This window comes from Mucilaginibacter sp. P25 (genome assembly GCF_050859465.1).
Taxonomy (GTDB): domain Bacteria; phylum Bacteroidota; class Bacteroidia; order Sphingobacteriales; family Sphingobacteriaceae; genus Mucilaginibacter; species Mucilaginibacter gossypii.
The window spans coordinates 2,614,022-2,632,944 of sequence record NZ_CP193937.1; the positions used below are offsets into that span (position 1 = coordinate 2,614,022).

General features: G+C 41.5%; 14 protein-coding genes and 2 pseudogenes. 10 read left to right on the forward strand and 6 right to left on the reverse strand.

Annotated elements, in window-relative coordinates; genetic code table 11:
* Positions 1–36 precede the first annotated feature (36 nt).
* The gene (locus tag ACRQ5D_RS13610) at positions 37–354 is read right to left on the reverse strand and encodes a hypothetical protein (protein WP_143020859.1); all 318 of its coding nucleotides are present in this window, start codon (positions 352–354) and stop codon (positions 37–39) included.
* A gap of 246 nt (positions 355–600) precedes the next feature.
* Here ACRQ5D_RS13610 and rpsT point away from each other — a divergent pair, with 246 nt between their 5' ends.
* From rpsT to ACRQ5D_RS13650, 8 genes and pseudogenes are all read left to right on the forward strand, one after another.
* The gene (gene rpsT / locus ACRQ5D_RS13615) at positions 601–855 is read left to right on the forward strand and encodes a 30S ribosomal protein S20 (protein WP_090529771.1); all 255 of its coding nucleotides are present in this window, start codon (positions 601–603) and stop codon (positions 853–855) included.
* A gap of 83 nt (positions 856–938) precedes the next feature.
* Positions 939–1,637 (forward strand): RadC family protein, encoded by a 699-nt coding sequence (gene radC, locus ACRQ5D_RS13620; protein WP_091173703.1) that lies wholly within the window; start codon positions 939–941, stop codon positions 1,635–1,637.
* 235 nt (positions 1,638–1,872) lie between these two features.
* A pseudogene (gene pheT, locus ACRQ5D_RS13625) lies at positions 1,873–4,273 on the forward strand (phenylalanine--tRNA ligase subunit beta).
* Positions 4,274–4,353: 80 nt separating this feature from the next.
* Entirely contained in the window at positions 4,354–4,644 is a 291-nt protein-coding gene (locus ACRQ5D_RS13630) for a hypothetical protein (protein WP_091173696.1), read from the forward strand.
* Between the two features lie 21 nt (positions 4,645–4,665).
* Positions 4,666–4,956: a cell division protein ZapA gene (locus ACRQ5D_RS13635; RefSeq protein WP_090529762.1), complete on the forward strand. Its 291-nt coding sequence runs from the start codon at positions 4,666–4,668 to the stop codon at positions 4,954–4,956.
* Between the two features lie 242 nt (positions 4,957–5,198).
* Positions 5,199–6,764, forward strand: a complete 1,566-nt coding sequence (gene rny / locus ACRQ5D_RS13640) for a ribonuclease Y (protein ID WP_091173692.1) — start codon at positions 5,199–5,201, stop codon at positions 6,762–6,764.
* Positions 6,765–6,827: 63 nt separating this feature from the next.
* On the forward strand, positions 6,828–7,373 hold the full coding sequence (locus ACRQ5D_RS13645) for an Mpo1-like protein (RefSeq protein WP_091173688.1): 546 nt from the start codon (positions 6,828–6,830) through the stop codon (positions 7,371–7,373).
* Between the two features lie 310 nt (positions 7,374–7,683).
* Positions 7,684–10,998, forward strand: coding sequence for a TonB-dependent receptor (locus ACRQ5D_RS13650; protein ID WP_091173683.1), 3,315 nt, complete (start codon positions 7,684–7,686; stop codon positions 10,996–10,998).
* Positions 10,999–11,134: 136 nt separating this feature from the next.
* Here ACRQ5D_RS13650 and ACRQ5D_RS13655 read toward each other — a convergent pair.
* Positions 11,135–12,887: pseudogene (locus ACRQ5D_RS13655) on the reverse strand (lysophospholipid acyltransferase family protein).
* 77 nt (positions 12,888–12,964) lie between these two features.
* Here ACRQ5D_RS13655 and ACRQ5D_RS13660 point away from each other — a divergent pair.
* The gene (locus ACRQ5D_RS13660; protein ID WP_091173678.1) at positions 12,965–13,834 is read left to right on the forward strand and encodes a helix-hairpin-helix domain-containing protein; all 870 of its coding nucleotides are present in this window, start codon (positions 12,965–12,967) and stop codon (positions 13,832–13,834) included.
* Positions 13,831–14,358: an adenine phosphoribosyltransferase gene (locus ACRQ5D_RS13665; protein WP_091173675.1), complete on the forward strand. Its 528-nt coding sequence runs from the start codon at positions 13,831–13,833 to the stop codon at positions 14,356–14,358. Before ACRQ5D_RS13660 ends, ACRQ5D_RS13665 begins: the two co-directional genes overlap by 4 nt.
* Before the next feature lie 354 nt (positions 14,359–14,712).
* Here ACRQ5D_RS13665 and ACRQ5D_RS13670 read toward each other — a convergent pair whose 3' ends face one another.
* The 4 genes from ACRQ5D_RS13670 to ACRQ5D_RS13685 all read right to left on the reverse strand — a co-directional run bounded on the left by ACRQ5D_RS13670 (position 14,713) and on the right by ACRQ5D_RS13685 (position 18,214).
* The gene (locus ACRQ5D_RS13670; protein ID WP_091173673.1) at positions 14,713–15,606 is read right to left on the reverse strand and encodes a DUF4835 family protein; all 894 of its coding nucleotides are present in this window, start codon (positions 15,604–15,606) and stop codon (positions 14,713–14,715) included.
* On the reverse strand, positions 15,603–16,802 hold the full coding sequence (gene coaBC / locus ACRQ5D_RS13675; RefSeq protein WP_431199815.1) for a bifunctional phosphopantothenoylcysteine decarboxylase/phosphopantothenate--cysteine ligase CoaBC: 1,200 nt from the start codon (positions 16,800–16,802) through the stop codon (positions 15,603–15,605). Before coaBC ends, ACRQ5D_RS13670 begins: the two co-directional genes overlap by 4 nt.
* 121 nt (positions 16,803–16,923) lie before the next feature.
* Complete coding sequence (locus ACRQ5D_RS13680) at positions 16,924–17,256, reverse strand: DNA-directed RNA polymerase subunit omega (RefSeq protein WP_090529735.1); 333 nt, start codon at positions 17,254–17,256, stop codon at positions 16,924–16,926.
* 31 nt (positions 17,257–17,287) lie between these two features.
* Complete coding sequence (locus ACRQ5D_RS13685) at positions 17,288–18,214, reverse strand: outer membrane protein assembly factor BamD (RefSeq protein ID WP_091173668.1); 927 nt, start codon at positions 18,212–18,214, stop codon at positions 17,288–17,290.
* Positions 18,215–18,923 lie beyond the last annotated feature (709 nt).

The window sequence follows — 18,923 nt, forward strand, 5'->3', positions numbered from 1 at the left end:
TTTAAGTAGTATTAATTAAGTCATGGTGTTTGCTTTTTAGATAATACCAGGGTGCAATTGTTTCACCGATACGAAAGTGCCGTTTCGGGGGATAAAGCCGTTATATGAACCGAGTAACTCGATAGCTTTTTCGCGCATCTCCAAATTTGGTTCAATGGCAATTACCCGGTAGCCTTTTTTCAGGAACAATGCGGTGGAGATCCCTGTACCTGCACCAATATCGGCAATGAGCTTATCCTGTGTTAAGCCGTAAGCGTCATGTAAAAACTTAACAAGTTCGTCGGGGTAGCCGGGACGGTATTTTACATAATCTTCAACCCGGTTGCTGAACCTGGTGGTGCTGTTGGTGACCATAAACGCAATAGTTTTAATTAATAGTAACGCAGCAAAAATCATTGTGTTGTATGAACACTTCGTGAATGCGGGGTTAACAGCTTGTTAATTTGAGAGGTCTTCACGTCTTAAGGGTTCAGGTAATCAATCACATTATCAATCTAATCATCCGGAAATATAAATCAAAAAACCACTTGCATATTAAATTTAATCACTCTATATTTGCAGTCCTTAAAATAAGTAGAAAAGAATAACAAGCTATACGAGATGGCAAATCATAAATCATCATTAAAAAGAATCAGGGCAAACGCTGCGAAGCGTCTGCGCAACAGGTACCAGGCTAAAACAACCAGGAACGCTATTAAGAAATTAAGAAACACTACTACCAAAGCTGATGCTTCTGCACTGTTGGGTAAAGTGATTTCAATGCTTGACCGTTTAGCTAAAAAGAACGTTATTCACAAAAACAAAGCTTCGAACAATAAATCAAAGCTTACTAAATTTGTTAACGGCTTAAGCTAATCTCAGCTTTTAAAATATACCAAAGGGGATAGTGTACCAACGCTGTCCCTTTTTTGTTTGGCGCTTTTTCATACTTTAATGCCGTGGAAAACTACGAAAGCAAGATCAGTATTAAATCATGGGCTGAGGAAGACCGCCCGCGTGAAAAACTTAGCGGACAAGGGCGCCGCGCCCTTACCGACGCCGAGCTGATCGCCATCCTTATCGGCTCGGGCAGCCGCACCGAAAGTGCGGTTGAACTGAGTAAACGCATCCTGCGCCATTATGATAACGACCTGAACAAGCTTGGTAAGGCTTCCATAGCCGAATTATCCAAGTTTAAAGGGATAGGAGAAGCCAAAGCTATATCTATTATTGCCGCGCTGGAAATCGGTCGCCGCCGTAATGAATTTGAATCGGGTGCCATTGAGGTGATCACGTCAAGCAGGGATGGTTACAATATTATGCGCCGTCATTTGATGGACCTGAACCACGAGGAATTCTGGATCATACTATTAGGCCGTTCCAACAAAGTATTAGGGAAGGAGCTGATCAGTAAAGGAGGTTTGTCGGCTACGGTATGCGACCCGAAGATCATTTTTTACTCAGCCCTGCAATACCAGGCCAGCGGCCTCATACTGGTGCATAACCACCCATCGGGTAATCTGAAACCCAGTAACGAAGACATCCAGCTCACCAAAAAAATAAGCGCCGCCGGCCGGATGCTGGACATGGGTGTGTTTGATCATTTAATCATTACCGATGCCGGCTACTTAAGTTTGGCCGATGAAGGGTTGATGTAGTTTTTAATTTGGGATTTCGAATGTTCGATTTCGGATTTTAGGAATTATATGAATTTGCTATTTCGGACTTGTTAAAGCTGAGTGAAGTGCCTGATCGGATTTGATTAAAACAATCCCAATTCAAAATTCTGAAATTGAAATTCAAATAAATCCGAAATCGAACATTCGAAATCCGAAATCAACCAATCCCAACATCCGAAATCTTTATATCTTTGCCGATTATCATTTCGGAATAATGAAAATATCTTATAACTGGCTTAAAGAATTTATTGATACTGATAAAACGCCCCAGGAGATTTCCATCATCCTTACCGGTACCGGTTTGGAAGTTGAAAGTCTGGAAAAGGTGCAGGCTGTTCCCGGCGGACTGGAAGGCCTGGTGATTGGCTATGTAAAGGAATGTACTGACCATGCCAATTCTGATCATCTTCACGTTACCAAAGTTAATGTTGGTGGAGCGGAAGACCTGCAGATTGTTTGCGGCGCTGCTAACGTAGCTGCCGGGCAAAAAGTGGTAGTTGCTGTAGTAGGTACTACTGTTTACCCAACCGGCGGCGAGCCTTTTGCTATCAAAAAATCAAAGATCAGGGGCGAAGAATCTCATGGAATGATCTGTGCTGAGGACGAGATAGGTTTAGGAACCAGCCATGCTGGTATTATGGTATTGCCGGAGGATGCGCCTGTGGGTACTCCTGCTAAAGAATACTTTAAACTGAACGACGATTACATGTACGAGATAGGCTTAACCCCTAACCGTGCCGATGCGGCCTCGCATTTGGGTACAGCAAGGGATATTGCCGCTTTCCTGAAAATGGGCATCAATAAGCCGGATGTAAGCGCATTTAAAGTTAATAACACCAGTCGTACTATTAAGGTTATTGTAGAGAATGAGCAGGCATCGCCGCGTTACTCGGGCTTAACCATCAGCGGTGTTGAAGTTAAGGAATCGCCGCAATGGTTAAAGGAGCGTTTGGCTGTTATTGGCGTGCGGGCTATCAATAACATTGTGGACGTTACCAATTATGTACTGCATGAGCTTGGTCAGCCCTTACATGCTTTTGATGCCGATGAAATAGCCGGTGGTAAAGTGTTGGTGAAAAACTATGCTGAAGGCACTATATTTAAAACTTTGGATGATGTTGACAGGAAACTATCTGCCGATGACCTGATGATTGGCAATGCCGAAGAGCCAATGTGCATAGCAGGTGTATTTGGCGGTGCTAAATCAGGTGTTAAAGAATCAACTAAAAATATTTTTCTGGAGAGTGCTTATTTCAATTCCGTATCTGTTCGTAAAACTTCAAAAAGGCATGGTTTGAAAACTGATGCTTCATTCAGGTTTGAGCGTGGTACCGATCCGGACATGACCGTTTTTGCTTTGAAACGTGCGGCATTATTGATTCAGCAGGTTGCGGGTGGCGAGGTGTCGTCAGAGATTTCTGATCATTACCCAGCCCCGGTTGCGCCGTTTGCTGTGGAAATCACTTATAATACCATTGATAAGCTGATTGGTAAAAAGATTGGCCATGATGAGATCAAAGGTATTATCACGGCGCTTGATATTAAGATAGTGAATGAAACTGCGGATTCATTATCATTACAAGTGCCTCCATATCGTGTGGATGTTACCCGCGATGTGGATGTGGTTGAAGAGATCCTGAGGATCTATGGTTATAACAACATCGAAATCCCTACACAGATTAGGGCATCCCTAAATAACTCCATCTCGTCCGGAGAAAGATACTGTTCAAAATCAGTTATCTGATTTGCTGAGCGCAAATGGGTTTAACGAGATCCTGGCCAACTCGCTTACCAAATCCGCCTATTCGGATAACCTGGATACTGCTGTTAAGATTCTGAACCCACTGAGCAGCGATCTGGATGTAATGCGCCAAACGTTGCTGTACTCTGGTTTGGAAGCCATAACCTATAATCAGAACCGCCGTAGCCCGGATTTGAAATTTTACGAGTTTGGTAAGGTATACAAGCTGGAAAATGATAAGTACATCGAAACACAACGTTTCAGTATTTTCATCACCGGGGCTAATACTGCCGAACAATGGAACCAGAAATCAAAACCTGTATCATTCTATAATATCAAGGCTGTGGTTGATGGTATTTTGCAGCGCCTGAACATCAGTAACTTTACAGTTGAGGATGCAACCTGCAAAAAAATGTCGTTTGGCATTCAATACATGTTGAATGGTAAGCAATTGGTGAAATTTGGGTCGGTAGCTTCAGCTTCTTTAAAAAAGGCAGATGTTGACAAAGAGGTATTTTATGCTGATTTTAATTTCGACCTTGTGCTGGCAGCTATCCGTAAAAATAAGATTGTTTACCAGGAGGTTTCAAAATTCCCGGCTGTTAGGCGCGATCTTTCTATGCTGATAGATCAAAGCGTATCATTCGGTCAGTTAAAGCAAATTGCACTGCGCACCGAGCGTAAATTGCTGAAGGAAGTTGATGTGTTTGATGTTTACCAGGGCGATAAGCTGCCTGCCGGTAAAAAGTCATATGCTTTAAGCTTTATCATCCAGGATCTGGAAAAAACGTTAACAGATAAGGCAATTGATTCTATTATGCAGAAATTAATTTATAATTTAGGAAAAGAAGCCGGAGCGGAGATCAGGAAGTAATTTCGGATTTCGGAATTTCGATTTCGGATTTAGAAATTAAAATTCAGTAATTCAATAAATCAATAATTCAGTAATTGAAGATGCCTTCATTAGCAGAGCAGTTAAATAAAATTGTAGATAAAACCGAGCGCCTGATTGAACTGTGCGCTGCTTTGCAGGAAGAAAATGACCTTTTAAAACTGGAAAGTGAGGCACTTACGGTAGCTCTTAACGCCAGTAAGGCCAAGACAAAAGAACTGGAAGAAAAATTAAAAGTTGTTAAAGTTGCCAAGTCTTTTTCTGAAACAAATGAAAAAAGTGTTGACATTAAGCAAAAAATTAACGACTTTGTGCAGGAAATAGATAAGTGTATTGTATTATTGAAAAAATAGTACAAAAAGTGAAAAGCTCAAATGGGAGAAATCTCAATAAAAATAAATATTGCTGACCGTGTTTACCCCTTAAAGGTTAACATGGAGGAAGAAGAAATAATACGCAGGGCGGCTAAGCTGATCAACGACCGGATAAAAGAGTATCAGGAAAATTATGCGGTTAGGGATAAGCAGGATTTACTTTCAATGTGTGTGCTGCATTACGCAACATCATCATTGAAGGCGGAAAAGAAAGTTACCGTTGAGGATACAGAGGTGACTGAAAAAGTTTATCATTTAGATCATTTGTTGACCGAATTTTTTTCGAAGTAATAAACGTTCTTTACATAAATATACAAGAGCACATTAAGATTTAACCGCAGTTAAATTTTAGGTTTCACTATTAAAAACTTAACGCTTCAATATTAAGCGGATCAAGAGGCATGCGTTAGTTGCGATTAACGTTAACCAACCCATGGTCCCCAATATCCGAAATGAGGTTTTAAATACATGATACTTAAAAATTAGTTGCGGTTTTTTTATTTACATACATATATAACACCACCAAACCTAAAATGGACATATTACTATACGTCATCATCGGCCTGCTGGCAGGCGCCATCATTGGCGTGCTCATAGGTCGCTTCCTATTATTAAAGCTTTTTAAAGACCAGGAAACATCGGCTCAGAATAAAGTGAAAAAGATCTTAAAAGACGCTGAAAATAATGCCGAGATCCTTAAGAAAAACAAACTGCTTGAAGCCAAAGAGAAGTTTTTACAAATGAAAGCTGAACATGAACAGGAAGTAAACAATAAAAACAATGCTGTTAACCAGCGCGAAAATAGTGTTAAACAAAAAGAGCAATCATTAAATCAGCGCCTGGAAAATGTTAACCGCAAGGAGAGCGAACTTGATAACACCCGTAAAAATCTTGAAAAACAAACCGAGATAGTTGTTAAAAAGCAAGACGAGGTAGAGCATCTTAAAAATCAGCACATTCAACAGTTGGAAACTATTGCCGGCCTATCGGCCGATGATGCCAAAAACCAATTGGTTGATACCCTGCGCGAGGAAGCCCGTACCAAAGCGATGATCCAGATCAAGGATATTGTTGACGAGGCTAAGCTTACTGCTACTAAAGAGGCTAAGAAAATAGTTATTCAAACTATTCAGCGTACTGCTACCGAAAGCGCTATCGAAAACACAGTGTCTATTTTCAATATTGAAAACGACGAGATCAAAGGACGGATCATTGGCCGTGAAGGGCGTAATATCCGTGCACTTGAAGCCGCAACAGGTATCGAAATCATTGTTGACGATACCCCCGAGGCTATCATCCTTTCGGGTTTTGACCCGGTAAGGCGCGAGATAGCCCGTTTGGCAATGCACCGTTTGGTTACCGACGGACGTATCCACCCGGCACGTATTGAAGAGGTAGTTGCCAAAACCAAAAAGCAGATAGAAGAAGAAATTGTTGAGATAGGTGAGCGTACTGTAATTGATTTGGGTATTCATGGTTTACACCCCGAACTGATCCGGATGGTTGGCCGTATGCGTTACCGGTCATCATATGGGCAAAACCTGTTGCAGCACTCACGTGAGGTTGCCAATTTCTGTGCCACCATGGCTGCCGAACTTGGCTTGAATGTTAAAATGGCAAAACGTGCCGGCTTACTTCATGATATTGGTAAAGTACCTGATGATAATCCTGAACTGCCTCACGCTATTTTGGGTATGCAACTGGCCGAAAAATACAAGGAACATCCTGAAGTTTGCAACGCTATCGGTGCCCACCATGATGAAATTGAGATGACCTCAATGTTATCGCCGATAATCCAGGCTTGTGATGCTATATCAGGTGCACGTCCGGGTGCACGCCGCGAGGTTGTTGAAAGCTACATTAAACGTTTGAAAGAACTTGAAGAACTGGCATTGTCATATCCTGGTGTTGAGAAAACATTTGCGATACAGGCGGGCCGGGAGTTACGTGTGGTTGTTGAAAGTGAAAAGATCAGCGACGCGCAATCAGAAGTTTTGGCTGCTGATATTTCAAACCGGATCCAGACAGAAATGACTTATCCTGGTCAAATTAAAGTTACCGTTATCAGGGAAACCCGTTCGGTAGCATTTGCCAAGTAATCATTATAAAATTAAACGAAACCCTTTCGGCACAAAACCGAAGGGGTTTTTTATTTTTACAGCGTGGCAGCAAAAGCAAATACCAAACAGAAGGCAGCAGTTAAAACTACTGCAAATATTGATGAACGCCCCGTGGATCGTTATTTCAGGGAATATGAAGATGCTCACCAGGATAGGGTTAACAAAATTATACACTATATCTGTATCCCAACTTTGGCATTTAGTCTCTTTGGATTGATCTGGGCTATTCCTTTTCCTCATTTGGGCTTTTTAGGAGCCTACAATGGCTATTTTAATTGGGCTTCATTTGTTATAGCTATTGCTATTTATTACTATTTAAAGCTGTCGCCAATTATATCTTACTTTATCCTGTTTATTTTATTAGGATTTAGTTACGGTATAATGGAGCTTGTAACCTGGCAGCAAACGGGAGGGCCCGTTATGTGGCTATTATGTGTTTCTGCGTTTATTCCCTCTGCAAGCGCGTTACTTATCGGCAATAGCCGTGAGCCGCAGTTTGCAGCAAACGGACTCAACATTAAATCATTAGCCGTAGCGCCCGTATACTTGCTGAATCAATTGCTCAATAAGTTGAGAATCAAAAATTGATTTTAATTATTTGCGTATTAAGTATTTGTTAAAATGCTCGTTACCGTTGCCCTTTAAATACTATATAATAGGGGCATTTTTTAGCTGTGACGAACATAATTGTGTAATTTATCTCCTATAGGCGATATATAAAAGCTTAATACTTTGGGGTATTTATTTTGTATTTTATTGATAATCAGTATTTTTTTATTGGTTTTCAGGGGCCTGTATCAGGTAAAGAAGAAATCATTAAGTAGTTGTTAATATAATAATCTGATGTTAATGTAGAATTAACATTGGTAGGGCAATTTTGTGCAATAAAAATTCACAAATGAAAAAGCTCTACTTTATTATTTTAACACTAATAATTATTGGGGTTGGGGGCGTTGCAAACGCTCAGATCACCACCTCGGTACTTACCGGTAAAGTTACAGATCAAAAAGGTACCACTCTTCCGGGTGTAACCATTACTGTACTTAATACCAGCACAGGTACCAGGTATGGTGCACAAACCAACGGCGAGGGCCGTTTCTCGGTTAATAACATTAACCCGGGTGGTCCTTACACCGTAACTGCTACTTTTATCGGTTACAAAAAAGACGAAAAAAGCGACCTTACTCTCCAGTTGGGTAATGCTACTTTAAACTTTATACTGCAGGATGAAACGACAACCTTGCAGGAAGTTAAAGTAAAAGCATCTGCTGGTCCAGCTAAAACAGGTGCAAGTACCCGTATAGGTCAAAACCAGATCCGTACTGCTCCGTCAATTAACCGCAGCTTACAGGATTTAACAAGAAACACCCCTCAAAGTAACAATAACTCGTTTCAGGGTACCAACTACCGTTATAACAACGTAACGCTTGACGGTGCTATCAATAACGACGCGATTGGTTTTAGCCCTTCATTAGGTGGTCAGAACAATGCTTCAGGCCAGGTAGGCAGCAGTACCCGTACGAGCCCTATCTCTCTTGATGCTATCCAGGATATCCAGGTTTATGTTGCCCCTTACGATATCAAAATCGGTAACGTATTAGGTGGTAGTATAAACGCTGTAACCCGTAGCGGTACAAACGATTTTAGTGGCGCTGTTTATGGTTACGGTCGTGGCTCATTCATGGTTGGCGCTAACAATGCCAAAGCTGCTTTAGGTGGCGATGGTTCAAAACTGAACGATTTTCATGATTATCAGGGCGGTATCCGTTTAGGCTTCCCTATTATTAAAAATAAATTATTCTTCTTTACCAACGAAGAAATTGCCCGCAGGCAGGATCCTGTTATCCGTGGTCTTGATCACAACGGCGCGTCTAATATACTAAGTCAGGCCGATGGTGATAAATTAGTTACTGCTTTTAAAACATTTACAGGCGGTTTGGATCCGGGTACATATAACAATACCACGATTTTCTCAAACTCAAACAAATTCTTTAACCGTTTGGATTGGAATATCGATGATCATAACCAGTTAACTATCCGTAACAATACCATCAGCTCAAAGGCTACTAACTTAGAGCGCGATCAGCAAAACTTCCGTTTCAGTGGTATTGATTACACTTCACATAATAACTCAACTTCAACCGTTGCCGAGTTAAAATCAAGATTTAACGGTAACCTGAGCAATAGCCTGGTTCTTGGCTATTCAGCTGTTCACGATTACCGTGATCCTAACTCAAACCCTGCTTTACCGCAAATCGAAATCACCGGCCGTACTCCTGGTACAACTATATTCATGGGTACCGACCGCGAGGCTGCTATATTTGATATGCACCAGAAAACAGCTGAGTTTACTGATAACTTAACCTGGACAAAAGGAAAGCACACGTTTACATTTGGTACGCACAATGAGTTTTACAACATCACTTATAACTTTGTGAATTCGTGGAATGGTCGTATTGCTTATAACAGTATTGAAGATTTTATTAATAATGCTCCAGCACGTGTACGTGCCAACTTTAACTATACTGATAACACACGCGATTATATCTTAGCGCACCCTTCAGCTCAGTTTAAAGTTAACCTGTTGAGCTTATATGGTCAGGATGATATTCAGTTAACTGATAATTTCAAATTGACAGTAGCTTTACGTGCTGATTATGCTGGTGTACCAAACAAACAGCCATTGAGTGATAAAACAACCAACGCTCCGGTTGATCCAAACTACGGCACTACCTACACCTATACCAAACCTAAAGATATCAAACAAAATTACCTGGGTAATATAGAGTGGAACCCACGCGTATCATTTAACTATGATGCAAACGGTGATCAAAGTGTTATTTTGCGCGGTGGTAGCGGCTTCTTTACTGGTCGTGTTCCGTTTGCATGGTTTGGTTATGCGTTTTATAACAACGGTGCTACTTACGGTGCTTATGATAAAAAATCATCTGCAGGTCCGTTTACAGCCGGTACTAACCCCGTGCAAGCGCCATCTAATGGTGGTTTAAACTTTGTTAATCAACAAGGTAACTTTAATACTGGTTCTACCGGTTCTACCCAGGTGGATATGATTGATAACAACTTCAAAATGCCACAGGTATGGAGAAGCAGTTTAGCTGTTGATTATACAACGGACAACCAGTGGAAATTTACTGCCGAAGGTATTTATACCAAAGTTATTCATGACTTGAAATTTCAGCAGGTAAATACTAAGGATAGCGTAACTTATTATCCTTATGATACCCAGCACCAGCAGCCTATATTTATTAACAAGGGAATCAACTCAAAATATACCAATGCTTATTTGTTATCAAACACAAGCGAAGGTTACCGTTACAGCGCCACTGTACAGGTAGCAAAATTCACCCAGTTTGATCAGCAGAGTGCATTAAACTTCTCAGTTGCCTATACCTATGGTCATTCAAAAGATGTTACCAATGGTATCCGTAACTCAATGGAGTCTAACTGGCAATTGAACCAGGCTTTGAACCCTAATAATCCGGGTTTAGCCAATTCAAACTTTGATATCCGTCACCGTATCGTATCAAACGTGAACTTTAAACATGATTGGGATGCCGGGCACAACTATACAGCTAACTTTACTTTCTTCTTTAGCGCGCAAAGTGGTAACCCATATACCTGGGATACCTATCCAAACGCTATCGACGGAACAGGTCAGCAATTAAGCTTGGCTTATATTCCAACCAGAGATGAGGCAGCTAAGATGATTGTTGATCAGGTGAAAAATGGTGTGGTAGTACAAACTGCTGCACAACAGTTAGCTGCGTTTAATGCGTATGTTGATGCTGACAAATATTTAAGTTCACGTCGTGGTCAGTTTACTGAACGTAATGCTGCTTTTACACCTTGGAATAATCAATTAGACTTCCGCTTTACTCAAGACTTTAAATTTGGTAATGGTAAACACAAGCAGATGATCACATTTACTTATGACATCATCAATCTTACCAATTTATTGAATAAGAGCTGGGGACAATATTACTTCTCAGCAAACACATTCAACTCTTCAGCAAGTGTTGGTTTAACACCAGTAAGCAAACTGCCTGGAGCATCCGGCGGCCCTGCTTTTGTTAAAAACGGTAATGTTGCATCATACCCAACTTACAACTTCACTAACCCTGGTATACCATATTCTGTTGATTTGTTCGCTTCACGCTGGCAAATGCAGTTTGGTGTACGCTACAGCTGGTAATTGTAAAACAACATATAGTTAATAAAAACGCCCCCGATAAATATTGGGGGCGTTTTGCTTTGGGTAATGATTTAATATCGCTATAAAAAAGAGCCGGCCAGCCGGTGTCTCTTTGTTTCTATGGATTGAAGATTTACTACAAGTTTTTACCAAGCTTATCCAGTATATCCTGCGGTACTTTTTCAAGATCGAGTACCAGGAAACCGTCCAGGCAGTCGGCAAATTTAGGGTCGATGTTGAAGCTGATGATCTTAGCGTTTAGGGCAATGTACTGACGGAGCAATACCGGTACTTTCATGTTCCGGGTTTCCACCTCTGATATCAGGTTGTCGAGACCTTTAAAGCTGTCTTCACCGGCCATGAGCAGGTCGGTATCAATTTTAGCAAAATCAACCTTAAACTTTTTGCGCGGTTTAACATACTGCGCCATTTCATGATCAAAGTGATTGCGGTTAATATAATCGACAATAAGCGATTTGGAAAACTTAGAAAAGGAGTTACTGATGCTTACCGGGCCTATCAGGTAGCGGTAGCGTGGATTATCGATCAGGAATTTCAGGATCCCTTTCCAGAGCAGGAAAAGGGGGAGTGGTTTGGTCTGGTATTCTTTGCGGATCCATGAACGGCCAAGTTCAAGGCTGCGGCGTAGTACAGGTATAAACTGGGTTTTAAGCTTAAACAGCTCGTTTACGTAGAAACCTTTTTTGCCGACACTGTAAAATATCTCGTCGCCCAGGCCAATTCGATAAGCTCCAACTATGCGTTTAGCCTCAAAATCCCAAATAAAAAGGTGATGATAATAAATATCGTACTCATCAAGGTCGATAGCTTTGTTTGTACCTTCACCAACTTCGCGGAAAGTGATCTCGCGCAGCCTGCCTATTTCCCGTATCACATTAGGGATGGTTGCCGTCGGAACGATGAATACCTCGTAGTTCTTCTCAGTCCAAACCTTATAGGTTTCGCGAAGCGGCTCAATTTCTTTTTCAAGAATGGCACTATCTATTTCAGGAGAAACCTCTTCGGCCTCGCGTTTGATCTTAAACAGGTTTCGAGGGCTGAAGATTTTTTTCCTCTTCCAGGCCGGTACCTAAAGCATAGGTACGTGCGCGCAAAAAGTTAAGGAGCTTAGTGGTATTGGTATACTCCGGAATCTCCGTTACGTTAATGGGCTTACCTATCCGTAGTTTAATGGTATGCCCGTGTTTATTAAACAACTCTGACGGTAGCTTGGCTGTGCGTAGGGCAGGGTGCAATAAGCTGAGCAGATTAAACAACAGGCCGTTGTTACCATGAAAATAAATAGGAACCACCGGCACTTTGGCTTTAGCAATGATCTTACCTACAACCGGGTGCCACATACGGTCGGTCACCTGTTTTTGCTCAACTTTAAAGGTTGATACCTCGCCAGCGGGGAAAATACCTATTGGGGTGCCCTGTTTCAATAGCTCAAGGGTGTTTTTTAGGCCGCTTATGCTTGATGAATGTTCAACATTTTCAAAAGGGTTTACCGCTATAAAATAGTCGGCAAGGTTGGGGATTTTTTTAAGCAGGAAGTTGGCCATCAGTTTTGAATCGGGGCGGGCCATGCACAGGATTTTTAATAACACCATACCCTCAATACCACCGTATGGGTGATTGGCTATAGCGATAAATGCCCCGTCTTTAGGGATGTTGCGCAACTCACGTTCATCAAACTCAACATCAATACCACAACCTTCTAATATGGCATCAACAAAGTCGGGGCCTTGCTTGGGCTGTGCCTGGGCAAACAGGTCGTTAACCTGGTTTATTTTCATTAGTTCCATCAATAAAGCGGCCAGGCCCGGCATTTTCAACTTATCCAGTTTGGTGGCTTTGGCAAACTCTTCGGTGGTTATAACTTTCATTGTTTTTAATAGCAGTATGTTTTAACAAATAAATATCCTAAATTTTTATTTAATTTAACGCCTGGAACATATCATAAATGAGGCCGCAAATTAAAAACTACCTGTCTGTCACAAAAAAAGAGTGGAACGGAATGGTAGTGTTGATTATTTTAATTGCAATAGTTTTGCTGGCCCCCCATATGTTTCAGGCAAACCACAAAGATAATATAATAAATTTTAAGGCTTTTGATAAAGCGATAACCGAAACCGATAAAACAGGCAGCATTATAGCTGATGATAATACTTCTACGGCTAATGAAACGACTTTGCCCGTCAATCTCTTTAAATTTAATCCCAACAATTTGCCGGTTGCAGACTGGCTAAAACTTGGCCTTACCGACCATCAGGCGCACGTAATTAAACATTACGAAGAAAAAGGTGGTCGGTTTTTTACCAAAGGCGATGTGCAAAAAATGTACAGCGTTAGCCCGGCAACGTACAAACGCCTTGAGCCATATATTAATCTGCCGGATGGTCCTGCTTATTACACAAATAAAGCCAAACCAGGCGAAGTGATAGAGATCAACACGGCGGATTCGGCGAGGCTTACCATGATCAGGGGAATAGGCCCCGCATTTGCCCGGCGTATTGTCCGTTACCGGGAGCGGATAGGCGGGTTTTACAATAAAGAACAGTTGAAAGAGGTTTATGGCATTGATAAGGAAAAGTACGGCCAGATTGAAACCGGTATTGCGGTTGATGGCAAACATATCATTAAGGTGAACATCAATACGGCTACCTTTAATGAACTTAAGCGCTTCCCCTATCTCAGCTACAAACAAATGGATGCCATTGTAGCTTACCGCGATGAGCATGGTAACTACAATGATTTGACCGAGCTGAAAAATATTGCCATACTTAATGACGGAATTTTGCGTAAAATTGGACCTTATTTAGTTTTCAAATGATAGCCCAGCAAATTAAAGCAGCCATAAGGGATATTCCCGATTTTCCGAAACCTGGAATTGTTTTTAAAGATATCACGCCCATATTGAAAGACCCCGGATTATGCGAAAGCATCATCGATGCTTTTGTTGAGCAATTGCAGGGAACCCGTATTGACGCGGTGGCCGGTATCGAAAGCAGGGGCTTCCTGTTTGGGCTCACACTGGCAACCAAATTAGGGGTGCCGTTTGTACCCGTGCGTAAAGCGGGTAAGCTGCCTTTCACTATAAAACAAAAAGCTTATAAGCTGGAGTACGGTACCGCTACTATTGAATTACACACAGATGCCTTTGAACCCGGCCAGCATATATTATTACATGACGACTTGCTGGCTACCGGTGGTACGGTGACTGCAGCCAGCGAACTTATTAAGGAAATGGGCGGTATAGTTGCCGGTTTTTCCTTTGTAGTCGGGCTTGGTTTTTTGAATGGTAAAGAAAGGATTATGCCTATTTGTGATAAGCTGATAATACTGGCGGATTATTAAGCCCGTAACAAAATGGGCTATCCATTTTGTTGATTTTTTTGTCGGAGGGTATGGACAACGCTTGTCCTGCTTACAGTTTGGTTGGTAATTGCGGGCCTGTGCGGGGCCGCGTTAGGGATGGAAGTGTAAAGCCCGCAGCGTGCGAATGACTTTGCAATGGGGAACGCGAGGACTTGTAACGTACAGTCCGGGCCGCAGGCAACGCCCATATTATAAAGCTGATCGAAATGGAAATAATCTTTAACTTACAAATTGTAATTATCAATAAGCCAAACTAAAAAGCCTGCTCTTGTAAGTAGGGATTACTTTGCCGTTCCTCAACTTCTTTATTTGTTTTCAAACTAACAGTAAGGATTATTTCTGCAACGTTTGATATTTATTCCCATTCGCAGGATCGAGCTTTAAAAACAGGTTCATGGCGGTTAACCGTTCCTGGTTATCGGCTTTGCTGTAAATGGAAACCAGTTCATCACTTTTTGCTGTGTAAAATATAAGCGGAAGCATCGCGCCCACACGTTGCCGGTCTATTTGCTGTAGTAAAGGTAGCAGGGCATCAATAGCTTTGCGGCCTTTGCTCACATTATCGGCCATCAGATCGAGGCCGTTGCGGTGATAATCATACAAAAAGCTGCGCAGCGGATTATATAGTTTATTATTCAGGTTTTCGGATAACCAGTAACGGTTTACATTACCATCAAACGCTTTCCAGCCACCATATGATGATGTTTGCGCATTGGTTACGATGGTCTGTGCAGCTAAAAAATATGGCGTGCCGCCAAATTTTGAAAACGTGTCATAATCAAGACCGATAATAATGTTGGCATAAAAAGCCATGATCGAACTTAAATTTCCCTGAAAATTTTGATCGGTATAATCAATAGTCTGGCCCTCGGTATAACTAAAGCTAATATCTTTATCATTAAGATTTAATAGGGTGGAGGTGTATGATGTGCCATAAACCGGCCGGGATGATTGTACCTGCAGTTCGCCGGTAAAATTACTGCTGCCATCCCAGTTGGTAATGTTCAGCACAAAATTGCAATCTATTCTCTCCTGCGGCAAAATTGGATCAGCACTCCATTTGCGGCCGTTCAGGAAATCCTTCATGGCAGTTTCCAACGTTTGAAAAACGCGCTTATTCGCAACCTGTATCTTGGGCGATAACACTTGTATACGTGCATTCAGGTCCTGGGCTACAGTTCGGCAGCAAAGAAACATCAGCAAAGTATAAAGCAGCAGTCTTTTCATCCGTTTATCAGTTGGGCAACTTTATTGCAAATATCGCGGGCTACTGCTTCCTTGCTTTTCAGCTCGAAGGTAGTTTTCTTAAGCTCACGATCAATAATGGTTATCTTATTGGTATCGCCTGCAAAACCGGCACCCGCGTCATTAAGCGAATTTAGTACAATAAAGTCAAGGTTTTTCTTTTGCAGCTTGGTTATCGCGTTCATTTCCTCGTCGTTGGTCTCTAAAGCAAAACCAACCAAAATTTGTCCTTCCCGTTTGGCCTCGCCGAGCGTTTTTAATATATCAGTGGTTTTCTTCAGTTCGATACTGAGATCGTCGTCTTTTTTCTTGATCTTTTGAGTTGCTACATCAGCCGGGGTATAATCGGCAACGGCAGCGCTCATAATGCAAGCCTTCGCATCGCCATAAGCGGTTAAGCACGCCTCTAACATTTGTGCCGCCGAAATAACATTAACCCGTTTTATATTTTGCTGCTTGCTGATCTGTGCAGTAGGCCCGGTCACTAAAGTAACATCGGCCCCCATCAAAGCCAGTTCATCCGCGATAGCAAAACCCATTTTGCCCGACGAATGGTTGCCGATAAACCGTACAGGGTCTATAGCTTCATAAGTTGGCCCGGCGGTTACCAGTATTTTATGACCGGCTAAACGGAGTTTTTTTGATTCAGCTTCCAGGAAAGCAACAATTTCTTCAGGTTCGGCCATCCGGCCTTCACCATGCAAACCGCTGGCAAGTTCGCCGTTACCGGGCGGAATCATGATGTTATCAAATGATTGCAGCCTGCTTACGTTTTGGCGGGTAGCCGGGTGCAGCCACATATCCAGGTCCATAGCCGGAGCAAAATAAACAGGGCACTTGGCCGAAAGATATACCGCGCTAAGCAGGTTATCGCAAAGGCCGTTAGCCATTTTAGCAAGGGTGTTGGCCGTGGCGGGGGCAATAACCATCATATCGGCCCAAAGCCCAAGTTCAACATGGTTGTTCCATTCGCCGGTATCGACCTTAAAATAATCAACCAGCGCCGGGTTTTTTGAAAGCGTTGATAGTGTAAGCGGTGTAATAAAGTTAGTGGCATCGGCAGTCATCACTACTTTAACGTTAGCGCCGGCTTTAACCAGCAGCCTAACCAACAGTGCCGATTTGTAGGCTGCAATACTGCCGCAAACTCCTAAAATAATGTTTTTGTCTTTAAGCATAAGCTCAGATCCGCCAATAGGCGAAAGGATAAATATAGGCTAAAATAGAAAAAACTCCCGATAGGGGAGTTTTTCACGATATAAATAAATTTCCGAAGCTGCTTTTTTAGGAGCCGGGAGACTAAACTTCTTTAGTTGGGTTACGGTAGTATACTTTACCATCTAAAAATTCCTGAACGGCAACTAATGACGGTTTAGGTAATTTTTCGTAGTATTTTGAAATTTCAATTTGCTCACGGTTTTCAAATACTTCTTCCAGGTTATCATTTGATGATGCAAATTCAGAAAGTTTCTGGTGAAGCTCTTCTTTAATGTTGTTCGAGATCTGGTTTGCCCTTTTTGACATAATCACAAGCGACTCATAGATGTTCTCTGTTTTGGTATCCAGCTCGCGTAAATCGCGGGTTACAGTGCTGCTGGCTGCTGCTGGTTTATTACTGTTGTTAGCTGTCATATCTTAATTTAAACTCTTTAATATATCTTAATTAATATGGTATTTTTTGCGGCTGATTTTTTTCAGATGGCGATGTTGTTGTTACGGTATCTTTCTTTAAAAGTTTCTTTGCGGTTTTTTCATTGCTCATTGCTTCGGCAATTAAACGCTGCGCCTGTTTTATGCCCTGCTGGCTGTCTTTTACATATGCCTGAGTTTCATGCAGGTATTTGCTGTTCGGATATTTTTCGGCAAATTGATCGGCATAAGCTATAGCCTGGTTAAAACGATCTTCCTGTTTGGTTTCAAAGCTATGGTAAGCATACTGATATTGCGCTTTAACAATAAGGTATTCCATTTCCTCGCCGTATTTGGTATCAGGATAGTCGCGCAGTGCATTGTTGAACGCAATCACTGCCGATTGATAATCGCTGATGGTTAAATAAAGTTTGGCGTTGGCGTAAGCTTTGGTTTCTAATTTATCGCGCAGATTTTGTATCAGCTTGCTGGCCTCGGCCACACGGTCGCTTTTTGGATAAAGGTTAATAAACAACTGCAAAGCGTCGATAGCTTTTAACGTATTATCCTGGTCAAGCGAATATATCGGCGAATCAAGGTAGTAGCAATAAGCAGAGAAAAAGCGGCATTCCTCAGCTCTTGGGCTTGAAGGATAAGTATCGGCGAATGTTTTAAAATGATATCTTGCCGATGTATAGTCTTTTTGTTTGTAATACGTAAATGCGTAGTAATAAAAAAGATCTTCTGCACCTTCACGGCCACGGTATCGCTCCACCAGTACCTCAAATAAACCTAAAGCTTTGTTGTAATCCTTTTTATTATAATACTTAATAGCTTCCTGGTATTTTTTAGCGTAATCGTTACTGGCTTTTAACTTTTCGTATTTGCTTTTACAACTGCCAAACGTAATAATTACGATAGCTAAAACACTGGCTAATAACGTTAGTTGCTTTTTAAACATTCTGCAAAGATAGTTAATAATATAAATCAATCAATTTTTATTTAGCTGCTAATATATAACGACGCTTTGGCTCAATGCCTATATATAAAGCGTATTTAACATCTTTTAACTATTGCGGGTTTTGATGTGGTATGCTTGCTAAACTAATAGGATTAAAATGGTTGTTTCTTATATGATGAAGGTCGGTTTTTTGAAAGTTCATTAAAGTGGAAAGCCATACGGTGTGGGCGATGTTAATGATGTATTCAGTGAGATTGATTGCGAGTGCTTCGTGTTTCAATAATGTTAAATGGCGACAGCGGGCCATATACAGAACAAAAGGTTTTACTTATAAATCTCTCTAAGTAATTTGATAATGACATTGGATGATGATATGGCCAGATTTAGTAAATAACAGAAAATAAAAGTATATAAATTAAAGAATCGGCCGGCTGCACCAGAGGTGCAAAAGGGTTGCAGCGGAAAAAATATTTTGGTGCGCCGGCGGCATACAACTGCAGTTTGGTTAAGCATCATGCTGGTGGTAGTGAATGTTGCTTGATTTCAGCTTTACTATTAAATAAGATTTGGGCGTTGCCTTTGGCCGGGCTCATACACCTGCGGGCATTACGCTCATTGGCCGGTATCCGCTTCAATCCATAACGTGGATACTACATTAGTAACGCGCTTTCGTTAATATTTACTTCCCCTCTAACCCAAACTAATAATG